At 35.0% G+C, this 18,924-nt stretch carries 16 protein-coding genes; 11 read left to right on the forward strand and 5 right to left on the reverse strand.

Annotated features, from left to right (window positions below):
* Positions 1-16: 16 nt before the first annotated feature.
* Positions 17-163 carry an iron dependent repressor, metal binding and dimerization domain protein gene (locus tag RBU59_RS00520; protein ID WP_330698451.1) on the reverse strand — a complete coding sequence of 49 codons (147 nt, stop codon included), beginning with the start codon at positions 161-163 and terminating at the stop codon, positions 17-19.
* A gap of 40 nt (positions 164-203) precedes the next feature.
* Between RBU59_RS00520 and RBU59_RS00525 the strand changes: the two genes are divergently transcribed.
* Positions 204-446: a hypothetical protein gene (locus RBU59_RS00525; RefSeq protein WP_308145934.1), complete on the forward strand. Its 243-nt coding sequence runs from the start codon at positions 204-206 to the stop codon at positions 444-446.
* A gap of 212 nt (positions 447-658) precedes the next feature.
* Here the strand turns inward: RBU59_RS00525 and RBU59_RS00530 are convergent, their stop codons facing one another.
* The 3 genes from RBU59_RS00530 to RBU59_RS00540 form a co-directional block, all read right to left on the reverse strand.
* Positions 659-1,075: a Fur family transcriptional regulator gene (locus RBU59_RS00530; protein ID WP_308145935.1), complete on the reverse strand. Its 417-nt coding sequence runs from the start codon at positions 1,073-1,075 to the stop codon at positions 659-661.
* Between the two features lie 138 nt (positions 1,076-1,213).
* The gene (locus tag RBU59_RS00535) at positions 1,214-2,029 is read right to left on the reverse strand and encodes a metal ABC transporter permease (protein WP_308145936.1); all 816 of its coding nucleotides are present in this window, start codon (positions 2,027-2,029) and stop codon (positions 1,214-1,216) included.
* Positions 2,016-2,702: a metal ABC transporter ATP-binding protein gene (locus tag RBU59_RS00540; protein WP_308145937.1), complete on the reverse strand. Its 687-nt coding sequence runs from the start codon at positions 2,700-2,702 to the stop codon at positions 2,016-2,018. The genes RBU59_RS00535 and RBU59_RS00540 overlap by 14 nt, the downstream gene beginning before the upstream one ends.
* A gap of 141 nt (positions 2,703-2,843) precedes the next feature.
* Here RBU59_RS00540 and RBU59_RS00545 point away from each other — a divergent pair, with 141 nt between their 5' ends.
* The 7 genes from RBU59_RS00545 (at position 2,844) to lon (ending at position 12,674) form a co-directional block, all read left to right on the forward strand.
* Positions 2,844-3,863, forward strand: coding sequence for a metal ABC transporter substrate-binding protein (locus tag RBU59_RS00545; protein ID WP_330698452.1), 1,020 nt, complete (start codon positions 2,844-2,846; stop codon positions 3,861-3,863).
* A gap of 382 nt (positions 3,864-4,245) precedes the next feature.
* Positions 4,246-5,235: a CobW family GTP-binding protein gene (locus RBU59_RS00550; RefSeq protein WP_308145938.1), complete on the forward strand. Its 990-nt coding sequence runs from the start codon at positions 4,246-4,248 to the stop codon at positions 5,233-5,235.
* A gap of 9 nt (positions 5,236-5,244) precedes the next feature.
* Complete coding sequence (locus RBU59_RS00555) at positions 5,245-6,810, forward strand: permease (protein WP_308145939.1); 1,566 nt, start codon at positions 5,245-5,247, stop codon at positions 6,808-6,810.
* A gap of 61 nt (positions 6,811-6,871) precedes the next feature.
* On the forward strand, positions 6,872-7,810 hold the full coding sequence (locus RBU59_RS00560; protein ID WP_308145940.1) for a TIGR03943 family putative permease subunit: 939 nt from the start codon (positions 6,872-6,874) through the stop codon (positions 7,808-7,810).
* Between the two features lie 43 nt (positions 7,811-7,853).
* A complete protein-coding gene (locus RBU59_RS00565; RefSeq protein ID WP_308145941.1) occupies positions 7,854-9,026 on the forward strand; it encodes a CobW family GTP-binding protein in 1,173 nt (390 codons plus the stop codon).
* Between the two features lie 598 nt (positions 9,027-9,624).
* A complete protein-coding gene (locus RBU59_RS00570; protein WP_308145942.1) occupies positions 9,625-10,191 on the forward strand; it encodes a TetR/AcrR family transcriptional regulator in 567 nt (188 codons plus the stop codon).
* Positions 10,192-10,292: 101 nt separating this feature from the next.
* Positions 10,293-12,674, forward strand: coding sequence for an endopeptidase La (lon, locus tag RBU59_RS00575; protein WP_308145943.1), 2,382 nt, complete (start codon positions 10,293-10,295; stop codon positions 12,672-12,674).
* A gap of 401 nt (positions 12,675-13,075) precedes the next feature.
* Here lon and RBU59_RS00580 read toward each other — a convergent pair whose 3' ends face one another.
* The gene (locus tag RBU59_RS00580) at positions 13,076-13,993 is read right to left on the reverse strand and encodes a glycosyltransferase (RefSeq protein ID WP_308145944.1); all 918 of its coding nucleotides are present in this window, start codon (positions 13,991-13,993) and stop codon (positions 13,076-13,078) included.
* A 487-nt stretch (positions 13,994-14,480) separates the two neighbouring features.
* On the opposite strand from RBU59_RS00580, the gene RBU59_RS00585 reads away from it, so the two are divergent.
* The 3 genes from RBU59_RS00585 to RBU59_RS00595 all read left to right on the forward strand — a co-directional run bounded on the left by RBU59_RS00585 (position 14,481) and on the right by RBU59_RS00595 (position 18,924).
* The gene (locus RBU59_RS00585; protein WP_308145945.1) at positions 14,481-15,983 is read left to right on the forward strand and encodes an aminotransferase-like domain-containing protein; all 1,503 of its coding nucleotides are present in this window, start codon (positions 14,481-14,483) and stop codon (positions 15,981-15,983) included.
* A gap of 82 nt (positions 15,984-16,065) precedes the next feature.
* Positions 16,066-17,235 carry an aminotransferase-like domain-containing protein gene (locus RBU59_RS00590; protein ID WP_308145946.1) on the forward strand — a complete coding sequence of 390 codons (1,170 nt, stop codon included), beginning with the start codon at positions 16,066-16,068 and terminating at the stop codon, positions 17,233-17,235.
* Between the two features lie 417 nt (positions 17,236-17,652).
* Positions 17,653-18,924 carry a polysaccharide deacetylase family protein gene (locus RBU59_RS00595; RefSeq protein ID WP_308145947.1) on the forward strand — a complete coding sequence of 424 codons (1,272 nt, stop codon included), beginning with the start codon at positions 17,653-17,655 and terminating at the stop codon, positions 18,922-18,924.

Raw genomic sequence — 18,924 nt, forward strand, 5'->3', positions numbered from 1 at the left:
TTTCCATATTGCTTTTTTAGAAATCGCTGTTACATAAATATTTTTTGATACACTGATAGCTTTCGTTGCTTATAACATGTTCTATTCTACAGGCATCCTCCGCTGCTGTCTCTTTGCTGACTCCGGCAGAAATAAGCAGACTGGTAATTGTCTTATGCAGCAACTAACTATATATAGGGTTATAAATATGAAAGGAACTTTAAATGGATATTATTGATAAGGATTTTGGATTGCGAATCCTATATGAAAATGCAGAACAAACTACTTATTCTTTAGATACTGAAAATTCCACCAGCAGAATGATACGGTATCGCTTGTATCCGGGGGTGGATATAATATTAAGTGATTTTCAGGAAAGATATATCTGGGCAGGAGAATGGAAGCTAACTTTTTTAATGTTGCATCGGTTATGTAATAAGGAATCTAAAAGTAGTGCTTGTAGTTGATACAAAAGGAACAACGCCATTCCACTCTATCCAAATTTCATCAAGATCATGATTATGAATAATATTATGAAGTTCTTCCATAATACGTTTAGGCTGCTGTTCCAATAAGCTGATAGGAAAGGTCTGGGTACTGCTCCTAAAAATCCTGATATTATATATATGTCTGTTTTCATATAATACCTCACTGAATAATTATTTTAGGGGGAGAACAATCAGTGTTGATCACAATCCTTACAAACTCCAAATATTTCAAGGTTATGTCCCATTACATGAAAATTTTCATCCTCCAATTTTGGTATAAATTTTTCCATTGGACAATTGTCTAATGTTATAATCTTATGGCAATTTATGCAGACGGCATAATGTTTATGCTTAAATTGATTTATTTCATATACAGCCATTTCATTACTCATCATGTTGGTCTTAATCACAATACCTTTTTTTACGAATAATTCCATTATTCTGTAAATAGTAGATAACCAGACCGGTTCATCGGATGTTTTCTCCATCTGAGTGCATATTTCAGTTGCACTTAAAGGTTTGTCTGAGCTTTCAAGTATTGTGAGTACATTTTCACGCTGTTTTGTTCTTTTTATACCGGCTGGCCAGTTTATTTGTATTTCTTTCATTTTTCGCACCTCGTCTATATACTTATTTATAGAGTTTAATTTATCTTTAAATTTATAAATGAATTTCATTCGCATTTGCAAATAATTATAGAATGTAAATAACAGGAAGTCAAGAGCTTTAAAAACGATATAAATGTACTATTTACTTCGAACAGAACGTATAACTGACTTAAGCTTTTGGGTTATTAATACTATTACAAGAATGCCGACTGAGATAAGAGCAGTAAACCCGCCGGGTGCAACATTGAGATAGTAGGAAAGAAACAGGCCAAGCATAATATCTATGAAACTGAAAACAACCGAAAAGATTAAGGTAACCTTAAAACCTTTCCCAAGCTGCAATGCAGTGGCAACAGGCAGGGCAATCATAGAGCTGAGGACCAGGACACCTACGATTCTGATGGATACGGATATGGCAGCGGACACCAGGACCGAAAAAACATAATTAATCAATTTCACTCTAACACCTGCAATTTTAGCTGCTTCTTCATCATAAGCAATATAAATCATCTGATGATATAATATAATAATTGTTAATACTGAAATTACACTGAGTATTAATACCATAATCATATCAAAGCGTGTTACAGTTAATATACTGCCGAACATAAAGGAATCCGCATTTGCATGAAGTTTCCCGGAACTTATAATGGTAATAGCAGTACCTACACTTAAGGACAGAACAATTGTGAGAATTAGATCCGTATACTTTTTAAAATAACTTCTAAGAAATTCTATCAAACCTCCACAGACAGAGGTAAAGAGAAAGGCTCCAAGAATCGGGTTTTGATTTGTCATCAGACCAATGGTGATACCTGCTAATGATGCATGAGACAATGTATCACCAATCATGGAATACCGGCGAAGAACTAAGAATATACCAATACACGGGCATAATATTGAAATAAATATTGAGACAAAAATTGCGTTTTGCATAAAGCTATACTGAAACATAGTTTTCTTCATCCTTTCCTTTATTATTTATATATTCGTCAGCGTACTGTATGGGAGTGCAGAGATGACCCTGCCCATCTACTAAATGATAGATTAAAGTTGAGTAATTAATAGCGGCATCCAGATTATGCTCTACTGAAATAATTGTGATATTGCTTACTTTATTTAATTTTTTTAAGAAAGCATAGATTTCTCTTTGACTTTTAATATCCACACCAGTTGAGGGTTCATCCAGAATCAGCAAATCAGGGTTTCCCATCAATGCTCTGGCAATCAATATTTTTTGGTTCTGACCGCCGGAGAGATTACCCATCAAGGAATCTTTAAAATCGGTCATTCCAATCTGCTCAAGACTTTCCATTATTATACTGTTATTTTTAAGTTTTAATAATTTTCGATAGGAATTCAGTACTTCATAAACTGTAATTGGAAAATTTGAATTTGTAAAATCATTTTTTTGGGGGACGTATCCAATCCTTTCCGCCTGGATACTAAGTTTTCCTTTTGTGGGTTTTATAAATTTTAGAATCAAACGCATTAGAGTACTTTTCCCACTGCCGTTTTCACCTACTACAGACATGTACTCCCCATTATGAACTTCCAAATCAATACCATCCAAGATATACGGCGGTATACCGGTATAAGAAAAACATAAATTCTCTGCTTTAATCATATGAGCAACACCTTTCTAGATAATAAATATTATTATTAACGCAAATGCGACGCATTTGCACTTGACAAATATATCCTAACAAGTTATTATGTTAATGCAAATGCGATGCATTTGCAAGTAGAAAATTGGAGGTAGATAAAAATGTTGAAAAAATGGACTACAATGCTACTATGTGTAATTATTATTGTCAGCTTTTCTGGTTGCAGCAATAATAAGCAGGTAAACGCACCGGATGAAAATACTGTGTCTGTTAGCAGTACTGATCAAACAAGTGAATCGGTAGAAAGCACTGAATCTGAGAACAGTATGGAACAAACAAGTGAATCACAGTCAAACTCACCAGATAATAGTAAAATTAAAGTTTCTGTAACCTTTAATGCAATGAAAGAATTTGTTTCAGCAGTGGGAAAAGACAAAGTTGAAGTTTCAACGATTATACCCGATGGTACGGAACCGCATGATTTTGAGCCAAAAGCCCAGGACCTTGCACTTCTTAGTACAGCCAACATGTTTGTGTACAGCGGGCTGGGAATGGAAGCGTGGGTGGATGATGCTGTTAAAGCCGCCAATAATACTGAACTGATTACGGTAGAAGCATCCAAAGGTATTGATGCTATCGAAAATAAGGATCAGGAAGAAATCGAAGAACATGGACAATATGATCCCCATATCTGGCTAAGCTTAAAAGGTGCTAAAACCGAGGTTCAGAATATCAAAAATGCACTTATACAGGCTGATCCGTTCAATAAAGATTATTATGAAGCAAACAGCAATGAGTTTGTTTCACAGCTAGAAAATCTGTATAATGAATATAATGACAAATTCCAGTCTGTTGAGAAAAAGAGCTTTGTAACAGGACATGCCGCTTTTGGGTATCTGTGCAGAGATTTCGGCCTGGAACAAAATAGCGTGGAAGATACATTCGCAGAAGGCGAACCCAGTGCCCAGCAATTGACCGAACTGGTTGATTATTGCAAGAAAAATAACGTTAATACTATCTTTGCCGAAGAAATGGCAAGCCCTGATGTATCAGAAACTTTAGCCAACGAAGTAGGTGCAAAAGTTGAAACGATTTATACGATTGAAAGTAATGAGGATGATTTAACATATTTAGACAGGATGAAAAATAATCTGACTAAGATTTATGATAGTTTGAAATAAGTTATTAAAAGGTCAAAGCTAAAAATAGAATAGCAGTGGAATCTCTTAGGATAGTATTTCATTTAAAACCTACTATTTACGCTTATATAAGGCGGTACGAGATATTTAGAGAAAACCTTAGTTAGTTTACTCAAGAAAATAATAATATAAAGGGCCTGAATTAGTGCTAATAACACAAATTTGTGGTCCTTTTCTGGTTAGCATCCTATGGCTAAAGGCTGCCTTAATAAAAAATTAATAAAATGAACACACATATGAGAAATAAAAGCATTATAATTAATTAAAATAAAATTGGTTAAAGAAAGGGCTGCCATGGATAATTATAATTTATTTAGTGTGGCTGACCATTTGTTGTACAATGGTTAATCAGTAGGTGATGAGAATGATAAAAATAGATATTATATCCGGATTCTTAGGAGCCGGTAAAACTACCTTGATTAAAAAGCTGCTGGAGGAAACCTTTGAAGGAGAAAAGCTAGCCCTGGTAGAAAATGAATTTGGTGAAGTTGGAATTGATGGCGCAATTTTAAAGGAATATGGGATAGAAATCAGGGAGATGAATTCCGGGTGCATTTGCTGTACCATATCTGGGGATTTCAGCTTGGCATTGAAAGAAATCTTAAAATTACATCATCCGGACAGAATTATAATAGAACCTTCCGGAGTAGGAAAATTATCGGATGTTATAAATGGCTGCAAACCGTTTCTCAAGGAAGGGATTGTGGAATTAAATATATGTATGACAGTAATTGATGGTATGAAATATAAAATCTATATGAAGAATTTTACTGAATTTTATAAGAACCAATTAATAAATGCCAGAACCATCATATTAAGCAGATCACAGAATATGGAACCGGAAGCGATTGAATATATTATTCATGACATTAAAAAGTATAATTCAAAAGCACTGATTATAACCACTGACTGGAATCAGATAAATGGCAAAACAATTATAGGACTGGCAGAGAATGAAGAAGAAAATAATCTGGAGAGTAAAATTTTAAAAGAACTCAATTTTTCAAAACAGCGTTTAAATGCTCCAAAGAAAATTATAAGTGCGAAAATGCAACTGGATAAAAATCAGGAACACCATCATGCAGATGAAATATTTTCAGTATGGGGAAAGCAGACTGCAAAAGTATTTAATTTTGAAAAGCTAAAAGAAATCCTAAATGGTTTGCAAAATACGCAAGGCACTGTTCTTCGAGCTAAAGGTATTATAAGAATAGAAGATAATAGTTGGATTCAATTTGATTATGTGCCAGGTGAAAGCAATATAAAAGAAACCGTACCCGATTTTACCGGCAGGATCTGCGTAATAGGAGAAGATATTAATGAAACCGAATTATCAGGTTTATTTGGTTTATAAGGAGTAAAGATGGCTGCTTATATCGATGTTATAACGGGTTTTCTGGAGAGTGGTAAAACAAGTTTTATCAAAGAAATCATAGATAAAAATAGCCTTATGGAATATGATAAAACGGTATTACTGGTATGTGAAGAAGGTTTTACGGATTATGAAAAAGAATTGCTTACAAATCACAGGATTGAGTTGATTATAGTGAACGATGAATCAGATTTGAATCATCAGCTTTTTCAAAGAATAAAAAGAGAGTATTCTCCTGACTATATCATGATTGAATTTAATGGAACGTGGGATATAAATGCACTATTTAGCATAAAGACTCCTTTTAATTATAGTTTTAGGAACGTAATTTTTGTAAGTGATGCAACAAAATTCACTGAATATTTAAAAAATATGGCATCAATAATACAACCGCATATTTTAAATAGTGATATTGTTGCAGTCAATCGACACGAACAATTAAGCAAAAAGCAGAAGAAATACCTACAACTGGATATAAAAAATATTAATCGAAAAACAGAGATCATTTACGCTGGAGAATCTTCTGAAATAAATATGATAGAGAAATACTTTGCCCCTTTTGAGAAACATATTAAGATAAGTAAAGGAATAATTGCATTTACAATACTTTTTGCCTGCACTGCGATTCTTCCGGATTTTATGCTGATTAAATTATATGAAAACCTTCAATCAACTGCTACTATTTTTTTAAGCATTTTGATTGAGGCAATACCGTTTATTTTATTGGGTGCGTTTATTTCTTCTATTATTCAAATCTTTATACCGTCCGGATGGATTATGAAAAAGATGTCAGGGCAGAGATTCAGTTCGTTTCTTGCGGCTTCTTTAGCAGGTATATTCATGCCAATCTGTGACTGCGGTACTGTTCCTATTGTTTTAGGACTATTAAAAAAAGGTACGCCTTTACCACAAACATTAATATTTTGGCTGGCATCTTCTGCAGTTAATCCGGTGGTATTAATGACTGTATATTATGCATTTCCTGATAAGCCGTATCTAGTTTTCCTGCGAATGTATGCAGGAATCTTAATCGCACTTGTTACAGGTCTTATTCTAAGTATCAGCAAAATTGAAACAAAAGATGTTATAAATCATAATAACACGGGTCCTAAAATAGGATCAGACATTCTGGATTTAAAATATGAGGGTAAAATCGGTAAATTGGAGGCGGTAGTTAAAGGAGCTAGATTAGAATTCTTCAGAGTAATGAAATATTTAATTATTGGTGCTTTCTTATCGTCCTTTCTGCAGACCGTTTTATCTCAGACATTAAAAAATTTACTTAGTACAAATCTCTCTTTACAGTTTCTTATTATGATTGCAGCTTCTATTTTTATGTCTACCTGTTCCACCTCAAATGCATTCATAGGCAGAAGTTTTCTTAAGAATATATCAATTATGCCGGTTATGTCATTTATTGTTCTGGGGCCTATGCTGGATTTTAAAAATATGTTGATGCTTTCAGAAACAATAAAAAAGAAATATCTGTTATTATTTGCTCTGATTGTAAGTTTATTAGGGTATTTACTGTTTTATACAATCACTTTATTATTATAACTTATAATATCGATTATATATTTAAAGATATTTCCTGATTATTTAAACAGAGGGAGTAAGGATGAAAAAAACGAATAAAGAAGTTATCTTACAATTAATCATATTGATTTTTACTATAACATTATTATTATATGGGATGATAAGCGGTAAAATAAATCAATTTGTACATCCCAGATTCCGATTTGGTCTTTGGATATCAATACTTGTGCTTATGTTATTTGCTTTTAGCCTTTTAACGGATAGTAAGAAAGGCAGACATAATATTAATCTGCAAAAGTATTTTATTTATATTATCCCATTGATTTTCGCCCTTATTTTTCCTCCTATAAGCACAGGCAAAGCAGATATCGTATTAGCAGACAATATAACTTCTGCTAAACCCGATGAAACTAACGGTCGGAGAGAGAATATTGCTTCTACGGAAGAAAATATAAATCAATCCAGTGATGATAATCTTACAGATGATGTGGAGAATAATAGTTATACCGAAGAATCGGATGAGAGTACATCTACTGATAATACGGAATATTCTGACGTAAGCGAATATTTAAAGGATACCCAGGGAACCCAAGACAGCAAGGATAAAAAGAAATTATCAGATTCATCTTTAACATATGATTCGAATAATGTGAACGGCATTTATGTTATCAGTGATGCCGTATATGCAGATTGGATTATGGATATATATGACCACCCCGATGATTTTTTAGGAAAAAAATATAAATATCTGGCGCAGGTATTTTCCATGGACGGGTTAAAAGAAAACCAGTTTATAGCCGGGCGGTATTTTATGGTTTGCTGCGCAGCTGATTTAGTTGGTTATGGTGTAATATGCAATAGTGATATTAGAAACAAACTTAAGGAAGATCAATGGATTTATGTTACAGGTACTATATCGAAAATTAAATATGAGGGGACGTATGTTCCTATAATGAAAGACGCAGTTATTTCAAAAGCCAAGGCTCCGAAAGAGGAGTATATCTATTATAATAACTATTGAAAATCTATATGTTTAATATTGAAATGATAGGAGAGAAATATTAATGAAAAATACAGTAAAAGATAAAATACCGGTTACTCTGATTACGGGATATCTGGGTTCAGGCAAGACGACGCTAATGAATGAACTTCTAAAAATGCAGTCGGATAAGAAAATCGCTATAGTTGTAAATGATATGGGTGCAATCAATATTGATGTTACGTTGATTAAGAATAAATCCCTAACCAGATATCCGGATATGGAACTAATAAACATGCAAAACGGATGTATTTGTTGTACCTTACGTGAAAAATTCATGGAACAGATAATCGAATTATCAAATAAAAACATTGATGCTATTCTGGTAGAAGCCTCTGGCATCAGTGACCCTGTGTCCATCGCAGATGCTTTTCTGGCTTATGAAGAAACACAGGAAGACACACCGGTATACCTGGATTCCGTTATAACTGTCGTAGATGCTGACAGGATATATTCAGAATTTCTCGATGAATTAAGTGATAGAACTGACCTGGAGAGAGACGACCTTAAGACAGAGGAAGAAGAGAAAGACCCTGATATCATTAATTTGATAATGGATCAGATTGAATTCTGCAGTCTCATTTTGCTTAACAAATGTGATTTACTGACAAAAGAACAATTAGGTGAAGTGAAAGAAATCATTAAGATACTTCAACCAGAAGCAAAGATATTTGAAACGAAATATTCTAAAGTAGAATACGATGATATTGTTTCCCATAACCCTTATGATTACGACAGAATCAGGGATTCTTCATTAATCAATAAAACTTTATACAGAAGTAATCATAAGGAAATAAGAAAGGATGGAGTACATGAAGAATATGGAATATCTTCGTTTGTATATACTGAACACCGTCCATTTATCTATGATAAATTTATGAACTTTTTAGAGAATGAATATCCGGAAGCTTTAATACGTGCTAAAGGGTATATCTGGTTTGCAGATGATGATATACATACACAATTGTTTGAACAGACAGGAAGAAATGCATCTGTAACTGAAATATCAAACTGGGTAGCAGCATTACCCAAAGAAGAACAAGAAGAAGCATTCGCTAATTATCCCGAGATATTAGAAGATTGGGATGAAACCTACGGTGACAGGATGAATCAGATTGTTTTTATTGGAAAAGATTATTTAAAGGCCGAGATAATAGAGAAGCTAGATCAATGCCTAGGAACTTATATGAATACTTAATACTGATACGTAATAGATGAGAGGGTGATAAACCACTTTATCGTATGAAGCTTACAAAACAGATGGGAATGTTACTAAAATTAAAAGAATATTTAAAGCCGAAAACCCAGTGCTTTCGGCTTTCTTTAGATGTGTTGTGTCCAGCGAAACTGGACTGCGCAGCATAGGCATAACCAATCAGTTAAAAGTCTGATCTTCAGAAAGCTTAATATAGAAATGTGAACAGATGTTTTTAATTAACAGGATTTACCCTGTTTTGATTCGCCTAGCAGGATAGAACTTCTGTCATTTTGGTTAAAATACTGCAATTAAGTTAAATATCTATTATTGTGATAAATTTGTAGAAGAATTATAATTAACTACAGATTAAACAAATAAATTTAAGCAAAATGACGGAAAGGTGTTGTGCACTATGTCGATATCAAAAAAGATGCAAGTAAATTTAACAATAAAAAGGAAAGAGAAACGGACGGTATTTATAAATCTACTAGTTGAGAAGCGCTCATCCTAATATTATGAAGACTGCTAACAATATATGAAAAAAAGGTTGACAATAAATGAATGATCGTTTATTATAAAACTACGTCGAGGTGATATCATGAGAAGAAAAGATGATGAAAAAGAAAGAAGCATTAAAGAAGCAGTAATCAAACTGATCCTTCAAGAAGGTTTTCATGGAGCTTCCATCTCTAAAATCGCGAAATTGGCGGGGGTTTCGCCGGCAACAGTTTATATCTATTTTGAGAATAAGGAAAACATGCTGCAGGATATCTATACGGAATACTCAGAGGAAATTTTTGATTATTTATTAGACAGAGTAGACTTAAAGATGAATGGACAGCAGATGATTGAAATACTCATCAGGAGCTATTACAATTATATAATCGAAAATAGAGAAATCTTCAGCTTTGTGGAACAGTTTTCTAACTGTCCCTCGTTAGCCAGCGGTTGTTCAGGAAGAAAAAATATCTGTAACATTCATAATCTGATTGAAGAAATGAAGAAGAAACAGATCATTAAAAATTATAGCGACGATAATTTACTTGCTATCATATTTTATCCAGTTAAAGCAATTGCGGCAGATAATCATAAAAGCGAAGCAGAAAGAGCGGATTTGCTGAAAGAGATGATTATTATCATACAGGATGCAATATTAAACCATTAAAATTTAAGCGGGATCATTTTGTAATGAATTTTTCAAAGTAATCTCGCAATAATTTAACTTTATTAATAAATGAATATTCATTTAAAGGAGAGGATGATAGTATGTCAAATATATATAATTCACATAATCAAGGAATAGTATTTCCGGTTTCCAATACAGTTTTATTACCTGGAGTTGTTACAAAAATATACTTAAATACAGTCAATGATCTGCTGACTGAATATCTGAAGGAAGAAAATGTTACCAGGATAGCTTTACCGTTAAAACAGAATTCCGAACAAAAAGAATTAAAAGAAGAGGACTTTTACAGAATGGGAGTAACATTTTATGTAAAAGAGATTGAAAAAACGGAAAAAGGAGTTCAGCTGTCAGTCCAAATAAAGGACAGGGTTGAAATCAAGACGGTCCGGTTCGAAGATACTATCATACATGCAGAGTATGAGTTAAGTCCGGATAACATAGATTTAAATGATAAAAGCAGGGACGAAATGCTGGATTATCTTAAGAAAGTCGTACATGAGATAAGCGGTAAATTCCAGGGCGGTGAACAATACAGCCGGATTATAGACGAGTTCAGGGACTTAAATACTTTGATGGTGTATTTGAGTCATTATATGTCCATACCCAACGAGGAAAAGTATGAATTATTGGAAATAGAATCCTTGAAAGCCAGAAGCCTTCGGTTTATGGATCATCTGTTAAAACAGAAAGAAGCCATAGAACTGCAGCTGCAGATTAATGAAAAATTCTCTGAAAAAGCAAATAAATATTATAGGGAATCGGTACTAAGAGAACAGCTGAAAGTCATTCAGGAGGAACTGAGAGAAGGCAGGGATGAGGGAAACAAAAAGGATAAAGATTATATGACGAGGATTAAAGAGTCAGGGATGCCGGCGGAGATTGAAGAAACGGCATTGGAAGAATTGGACAAACTGGAGGCACAGGGTCCAAATAGTGGCGAATATAATGTTATCCGCAATTATCTCGATCTCCTGGTTTCCCTTCCCTGGAGAAAGGCCGAAACGAAACCGATTAGCCTTGAAAATGCAAGAAGAATATTGGATGAACAGCATTATGGTCTGGAAAAAGTTAAGGATAGAATCATACAGCATTTGGCGGTAATGAAACTGAAAAATGATAAAAGAGGTTCCATACTACTGCTGGTGGGACCGCCAGGAACAGGGAAGACAAGCCTTGGCAAGAGCATTGCAGAAGCGTTAGACAGAAAGTATATACGTTTAAGTTTAGGCGGAATCAGAGATGAAGCAGAGATCAGAGGCCACCGCAGAACTTATATAGGTGCTATGCCGGGAAGAATTATACAAAGTATTAGAAAGGAAGGCGCAAACAATCCGGTTATGGTTTTGGATGAAGTAGATAAACTCTTAACAGGAGGTTATAGCGGGGATCCTGCCAGTGCTTTGTTAGAGGTGCTTGACCCGGAGCAGAATAATAGTTTTACCGACCACTATCTGGATCTGCCTTATGATTTGTCGGATATTTTCTTTATTGCAACGGCAAATTCGCTGGAAAGCATCCCCGGCCCTTTATTGGATAGAATGGAAATCATTCAGGTATCCAGTTATACTATGGACGAAAAATTCCATATCGGAAAGAATTATTTGCTGCCCGCCGTATTAGAGGAGCACGGACTGACATCGGAGCACCTTGCGGTTGAAGATGAAGTTCTTTACAAAATTATCAGTGACTATACACTGGAAGCCGGAGTCAGAGGTCTGAAGAAACAATTAGCCGCATTAGCGAGAGTAACCTCTGAAAAGATTGTATCAAATAAAGCAGAACTGCCTTACAAGGTTTTGGAAAATGAGTTGGAGGAGTTGTTGGGAAGAAAGGTTTCAAGACATGATAAAGCACAGCTGGACAATCCTCCGGGAGTTGTAACAGGCCTTGCCTGGACACCTGTGGGCGGTGAAATACTTTTTATAGAAGCAACAGATATGCCGGGCAGCGGGGCAGTTACATTAACAGGGAAACTGGGAGATGTGATGAAAGAATCAGCAAGAATTTCTCTTAGTTTGTTAAAGTCTAGGTTACCCCTTAATTCCGTGAATTTTAAAGAAAGAGATCTTCATATTCATGTTCCCTCAGGGGCAGTTCCCAAGGACGGTCCATCTGCAGGCATCGCCTTATTTACCGCATTGGCTTCTTTGGTTATTGGTAAAAAGGTAGATTCCAAGATTGCCATGACAGGTGAGATTACATTAAGAGGTGCCGTACTGCCAATTGGCGGATTGAAAGAGAAGTTGCTTGGTGCCCAAAGGGCGGGTATTCATAAAGTGCTGATTCCCAAAGACAATAACATTGATTTAAAGGAAGTACCCGAAGAAGTCAAAAATCAGCTTATAATCATACCTGTAGAAACCATAGAGGATGTATTAAAAGAAACCTTAGGGATCACTCTGCCAAGAATTGAGCATGTTTTTAACCAACAGACTACAGGAGTATTGTCGTTTGAGGTATAAATAATATATTGGATTAAAAGAAATTTTGAGAGCGCGGTGCTAAATAACGGTTAAAGTTAGAAAACGCCGCGCTTTTTCTATTGGAATAATTTGAAAAAATAATTTTATCAAACAGTCACATGGCAATGATATAACAGTATATCCCGTTTTATATAACTTACGTCAGGTCCGATAAAGTACGTGTTAGAAAGGAATATTAAGGGTGTTACTGTTCACTTCCCTGCAAAAAGCAGCAGTTCCGCGAACAATAACACGCTTCGCGATGCACACAAAACGAGGAGGCAGCGTTCCTACGCTGCAATTCTCCGGTTTTCTGTGACAATGCACTCATAAAAAACACATCGCGTTTGTTGCCTGTGAACAGTATCTTAAGGGTCAATGGACTTACATCAGAAACATCTTTAATTACTGTTTTGAATGTAATAATTCATATTCTCCATTGCCCATTCAGTATTATATGAATGGTTCACCATAGAACTGGGATCGTAAATGGATGCGCAATAAGCAGTTCTTTGTCCTGCTGCAAGCTCTCTAAAAAACTCTAGGTATTTCCATTTAAATTTATTGACAAACGGTTCATTTTTATAGGACCTGTTATGAATATTAAAACAGGTATTGGTAATCTTATCCTGTTTACAATATCCCTGTACGGTACATCCAGCACAGGGTATCATCTGTGTCATATCTATATCAATCAGAGGATTCATATATTGATCGCTCATATAACCTGCCTTGAAACCGGTATAGTGCATCACTCTTGGGGTAAGCTCCGCATCACCATAACAGGTCTCTTCACTCCAATAACCTATCTGCTGTATTAGTTCAGGCCTCATACCCATGCAGCACCCATGTACAAAGTCCAGTACCGCATCAATATAACCATTTGTCAGTTCTAGATAGGTAACACCGCCGATTGATTTAGCAATTACTGGCGGATAGATCGGGATGTACGGTGCAGTCCTTTGAACTCCCAATAATCCTACATCAGGAAACGTATTAAATACTCGCATAAAACGTGTAAGCCAATCCTTAGTTCTTATAACAACATCACTGTCAACGGAGAAAAAATACTGATCAGGCCTTCTTTTAGAGAGATTCAGGTTTAAAGCGAATATTGGCCCTGAATTAAGGGGCAGCTGCGTTTTTGACTTAATACGGCTGTCGGTCAGTGACTGAATAAATCCCCACGTATCATCCTTGGAATTGCTGTCAATGATATGCATTTCAAAATCTTCCGGTGTATCCAGGATGGATTTTAGGCTTCTAGCTGTTAAACCCATACGATTAAATGTAATATAACTTAAAAAAGGTGGAACCATATAATCAACCCTTTCCATAATTTTTATATCACAATCTATTTTATGTCAGTAGTACAAAACAGTTACCACTTTATTCTACTAAATAATACAAAATTAGACATTATGAAAATTGATATGATTATTTTCTTATACATATATCCTGGCTAATCCAATATTGTAGATACATTCACATAAGATAATAAGAGATTGTTGTCAAAAAAGAACGAGAAAAGGAATTGGCGTGATGCGGCAAACTGTCTTAAATATCAATAAGCAACTACTAATAACTATTTATATTAAAAATTCTTCACTGTTTCAAAAAATACACCTACCTTTTCTCATTTTGACATAGGCGGGATATCACATCCGGAAGATATACCTTTTCATAAGAGGTAGTTTATCCTGAAATATAATATTGGTTGGTTGTAATTTTTTAAATTGGAGGTTGAAAACACAGGGGTTACTTGTTATAATGTCAAAAAGGTTGAGACCAAAGGGAGATATTGGTATGGAAATAATCATAGACAAGGCGGCTAAGCAGCCAATTTATATTCAAATTTATGAACAGATAAGGTTGATGATAATTTCTGGCGAACTGGAAGAGGGAATCGTATTACCGCCGGAACGAAAACTGGCAGCTGAACTTGGTGTCAACCGAAGTACAATATTAAACGCATATAACCGCTTAAAAACGGATGAATTCATTGAAGCCAGAGTCGGGCAGGGAACCGTAGTATCTGTAAAAGCAGAAAATAGGAATGAAATTGTAAGTCCAAAATGGAATCAGTTATTTAACAGTCGGCTGGATGACTTTAATAATAATATGATAGGCAGGTTGTTCCCATTGCTTGGGAAGAAAGACATTATTTCCTTTGCACTTGGAATGGCTAGTCCGGATTTGATACCGGAATTACCTTTTGAGTCATTAGCGGACCTTACGAAAGCTAAGGCAAACAGAGAGATTTTATCACAGACACCGGTGGCAGGAAATGAGGAGCTCAGAGAGAATATCTGCACACTATTGGCTAAAGAAAATATAAACAGTACACCTGAAGAAATTATGGTGTTAACAGGTTCACAGCAGGGTATCGACATAGCAACCAGAATTTTAATTCAACCCGGTGACGTGGTAATTGTGGAAGCACCAACCTATTTTTTGGCATTAGAAAGTTTTAAAGCGGCAGGAGCAAAAATTATTGAGGTGCCAATAGATAATAATGGAATGTTGATGGATGGGATAGAACAGCTATTTATAAAATATCATCCAAAATGTATTTACACTATCCCGAATTGTCAAAATCCATCCTCTTATTCCATGAGTTTGGAAAGGCGAAAGAAATTACTGGAACTGGCATATCGGTATGATGTTTTTATTTTGGAAGATGATGCGTACGCCGGTCTTGATTTTAAAGAAAAAACACTGCCTACGCTTTATCAGATGGATACAAACGGATATGTCCTTTTACTTAGAACTTTTTCAAAAACAATTTGTTCCGGTATAAGACTGGGTTATATGGCTGCGCATAAGAGAATGATAGCCCAGTGCTGTTATGTGAGGCAGAATATGGATATTCATCCCAATACTATATCGCAGTGGTTAATTTGTGAATATATAAAGGGCGGTACATATGAGACACATATGAAGAAAATAAAAGAAGAATATTTAAAAAAATGCAATCTGATGCATAACGAATTATTAAACCATGCGCCAAAAGGTTTGACATGGTCTAAGCCATCCGGAGGTTATTATTTCTGGTGCCGTTTACCGAAAGAAGTAAGAACTTCAGAATTACTGGTATTATGTATCAGGGATGGAGTAGCCTTTATGCCTGGTATACCGTTTTTTACATATGAATGTGGTGAAAATTTCATGAGACTTAATTTTACTACTCCTACAGCCGGGCAAATTCATAAGGGAATACCAATCTTATGTGCCAACATTAAAAAATTAATTAATACGGAGACAAAGGAAAACAGAGTAAGCCCAAGTAACTTTCTACCGCTCTATTGAAAATTTGCTGCCCCGATATTTTGTTAATAGTAAAACGACCGGTGTATCATCACCCTGTCGTCAGACTCAGAATGGAGGATATATGAATACAACATACTCAGAACGGATACTTAAAACACCGAAATCGTTTATCAGGGAAATATTAAAGGTTACAGAAGAAAAAGATATTATCTCCTTTGCAGGAGGTCTGCCCAATCCGGTTTCTTTTCCGCAGGATATATTGCAGGAATCTATGAACCGTATTGTTAATGTGGAGGGAGCTAAAGCATTTCAATATTCTACAACAGAGGGCCTTAAACCATTACGGAAATATATTGCAGAGCGGTATGAAAAACTGCATAATTTGAAAGTCTCTGCCGAAGATATTCTGATAACAACCGGATCGCAGCAAGGACTTGACTTGATGGGAAAAGTTATGGTAAATAAAGGAGATGTCATACTTCTTGAAAAACCTGGTTATCTGGGTGCGATTCAGTCTTTTAGTTTATATGAACCGAAATTTATTCAGATAGACCTTAAGGAGGACGGGTTAGATACGGATCAATTAGAACAGGAATTGAAAAAGCAGCAGGTAAAGTTAATCTATACAGTACCAAATTTTCAAAATCCAACCGGCCTTACCTATTCTAGGGAAAATCGAAAAAAAATCGCAGATATTCTGTCCGGGTATCCGGCTGTCTTAATAGAAGATGATCCATATGGCGATTTAAGTTTTGATGGGGAAACTTATCCGTATATATCAGATCACACATTAGAAAACGGAGTTCTGTTTGGTTCTTTTTCCAAGATTATAACACCGGGAATGCGTATCGGCTGGATCTGTACGAAAAACAGAGAACTAATGAGTCATCTGGTTACTGCCAAACAGGCCGCTGATCTCCATACAAATATTTTTTCTCAATATCTTATAGATGATTATGTGCGACATAATGATGTGGATACACATATCCGTAAAATAAGCAGCCTATATAAAGATCAGTGCAGAGCAATGTTAAATGCCATTGATAAATATTTTCCAAAGAATGTCCGGGTAACGAGGCCAAAGGGAGGTATGTTTCTCTGGGTTACGCTGCCTGACGGAAAGAGTACCATGGACCTTTTTTATCATGCCCTGGAAAGAAAAGTGTCTTTTGTTCCGGGTAATCCTTTTTATGTATCAGGAGAGTATTTTTCTACAATGCGGTTAAATTATACGAACTCAAGTAAGGAGCTGATAGAAGAGGGTATAAAAAGACTGGCTGATGTAATGTAAACATTACTGCTATTTAGTAAATAATTAATAACTCACAGGAAGATTGATAAGCAGCCCCAATATAGAAATTGAAATATAATAATTCAATTTCTATATTGGGGCATTTTCAAGTAATCACCTGCGGTTGAATATATCATATATATAGTTACTGCTCACTCCCCTGCAAAAAGCGGCAGTTCCGTGAGTAATAACACTCTTCGCGATGCGCACAAAACGAGGAGAAAGCGTTCCTACGCTGCAATTCTCACGGTTTCCTGTGACAATACACTCACAAAAAACACGTCGCGTTGTTGCCAGTGAACAGTAACTATATATATTATGAAATTAATTTTTTATAAAAATTATATATATTATTTTTCATCATAATGTGTTAAAATATTCCTAGTATAAATGAATGGTAATTAAAGGGGAAAAATTTTGGACAAAGCAAAGCAGAATTGTAATAGTAGCTCCAATACTCCAAGAAACAACCGTGTTAAACGAATAAAGTTGTGCATTATTATCATTGCTTTGGTTTTATTAATTCTGCCGACTATCTTATGTATTGTATTGTTTTTTAGATTAAATTATATTCAAAAACAGTTAGATATCTTAATGATAGACAAGTATGGGGTGACTTATAGCAGCAAAAATTGTACCAGCAATGAAACTGTAACTTATTCGGCTACTACATATAAAAGCAGTGGGGGCGCTGGTTTAACAAAAAAGAAACCGACGGAAGATAAAATTTCAGTATATGATAAATTACCTTCTCTTGAAGAAAATAGCAGGAGCGAGTATAATAATAACGGGCAGAACAATAGCCGCAATAAGAACGGTAAAATGGATCAAAAAAAATCCATGGATCAAAATAAATCCAGGAACAAAAATAATTCAAAATATGCTGCAGTCGGGGTAATCGGCGGTACAGCGGTATCTACTAAGAAAACCGGAAATACTGCGAATAAGGATAAAACATCCGATACTAAGGTCCGTTCAGATGGTGCCAAAGCTTCTGTTAAAGATACTGCCAAAAAATCAGACTTTGACAAATACAAAGATTTTGATAAAAAGACAGTATATATTACTTTTGATGACGGACCGAGTAAATATACGGATGATATCTTAAAAATTTTAACAGACTATAATGTGAAAGCAACTTTCTTTGTTATAGGCAAGGCGGATGAACATTCTAAAAAAATGTATAAAGAAATATTAAAAGAAGGCCATTCACTTGGGATGCACTCCTATTCCCATGACTACAATAAAATTTATAAATCAGCAGAAGATTTTGATAAGGACTTTACAAAGATAAGGGATTTGTTATATGATACTACTGGATACTTTTCTTCTATTTATCGCTTTCCAGGTGGAAGCAGCAGTAGTGTTATGAAAGAAGATGTTTCTGTATTTATTAAATATCTGAACCAGAAATCTGTTGTATATTTTGATTGGAATGTTGTGAGCGGAGACGCAACGGGAATGGATTATACTCCGAAACAATTGTATAACAACGTAATAAATGGAATTAAATTACATAACAGATCCATTGTATTAATGCATGATACTGACATGAAAGAAAATTCAGTTAAATCCCTAAAGATGATATTAAAGACATTAACTGAACAAAGAGTAAAAATATTACCATTGAATGAAAATGTAACACCCATACAACAAGTAAAACTTAATTCAAATCTATCAAAAAAGTAA

The sequence above is a fragment of the Anaerocolumna sp. MB42-C2 genome (genome assembly GCF_030913705.1).
Lineage (GTDB): Bacteria > Bacillota > Clostridia > Lachnospirales > Lachnospiraceae > Anaerocolumna.

What these genes read in the sequence shown, in the direction of transcription:
- RBU59_RS00525 (WP_308145934.1), top strand. Translation starts at nt 204, where the DNA reads ATGGATATTATTGATAAGGATTTTGGATTGCGAATCCTATATGAAAAT.
- RBU59_RS00530 (WP_308145935.1), bottom strand. Translation starts at nt 1,075, where the DNA reads ATGAAAGAAATACAAATAAACTGGCCAGCCGGTATAAAAAGAACAAAA.
- RBU59_RS00535 (WP_308145936.1), bottom strand. Translation starts at nt 2,029, where the DNA reads ATGTTTCAGTATAGCTTTATGCAAAACGCAATTTTTGTCTCAATATTT.
- RBU59_RS00540 (WP_308145937.1), bottom strand. Translation starts at nt 2,702, where the DNA reads ATGATTAAAGCAGAGAATTTATGTTTTTCTTATACCGGTATACCGCCG.
- RBU59_RS00545 (WP_330698452.1), top strand. Translation starts at nt 2,844, where the DNA reads ATGTTGAAAAAATGGACTACAATGCTACTATGTGTAATTATTATTGTC.
- RBU59_RS00550 (WP_308145938.1), top strand. Translation starts at nt 4,246, where the DNA reads ATGATAAAAATAGATATTATATCCGGATTCTTAGGAGCCGGTAAAACT.
- RBU59_RS00555 (WP_308145939.1), top strand. Translation starts at nt 5,245, where the DNA reads ATGGCTGCTTATATCGATGTTATAACGGGTTTTCTGGAGAGTGGTAAA.
- RBU59_RS00560 (WP_308145940.1), top strand. Translation starts at nt 6,872, where the DNA reads ATGAAAAAAACGAATAAAGAAGTTATCTTACAATTAATCATATTGATT.
- RBU59_RS00565 (WP_308145941.1), top strand. Translation starts at nt 7,854, where the DNA reads ATGAAAAATACAGTAAAAGATAAAATACCGGTTACTCTGATTACGGGA.
- RBU59_RS00570 (WP_308145942.1), top strand. Translation starts at nt 9,625, where the DNA reads ATGAGAAGAAAAGATGATGAAAAAGAAAGAAGCATTAAAGAAGCAGTA.
- lon (WP_308145943.1), top strand. Translation starts at nt 10,293, where the DNA reads ATGTCAAATATATATAATTCACATAATCAAGGAATAGTATTTCCGGTT.
- RBU59_RS00580 (WP_308145944.1), bottom strand. Translation starts at nt 13,993, where the DNA reads ATGGTTCCACCTTTTTTAAGTTATATTACATTTAATCGTATGGGTTTA.
- RBU59_RS00585 (WP_308145945.1), top strand. Translation starts at nt 14,481, where the DNA reads ATGGAAATAATCATAGACAAGGCGGCTAAGCAGCCAATTTATATTCAA.
- RBU59_RS00590 (WP_308145946.1), top strand. Translation starts at nt 16,066, where the DNA reads ATGAATACAACATACTCAGAACGGATACTTAAAACACCGAAATCGTTT.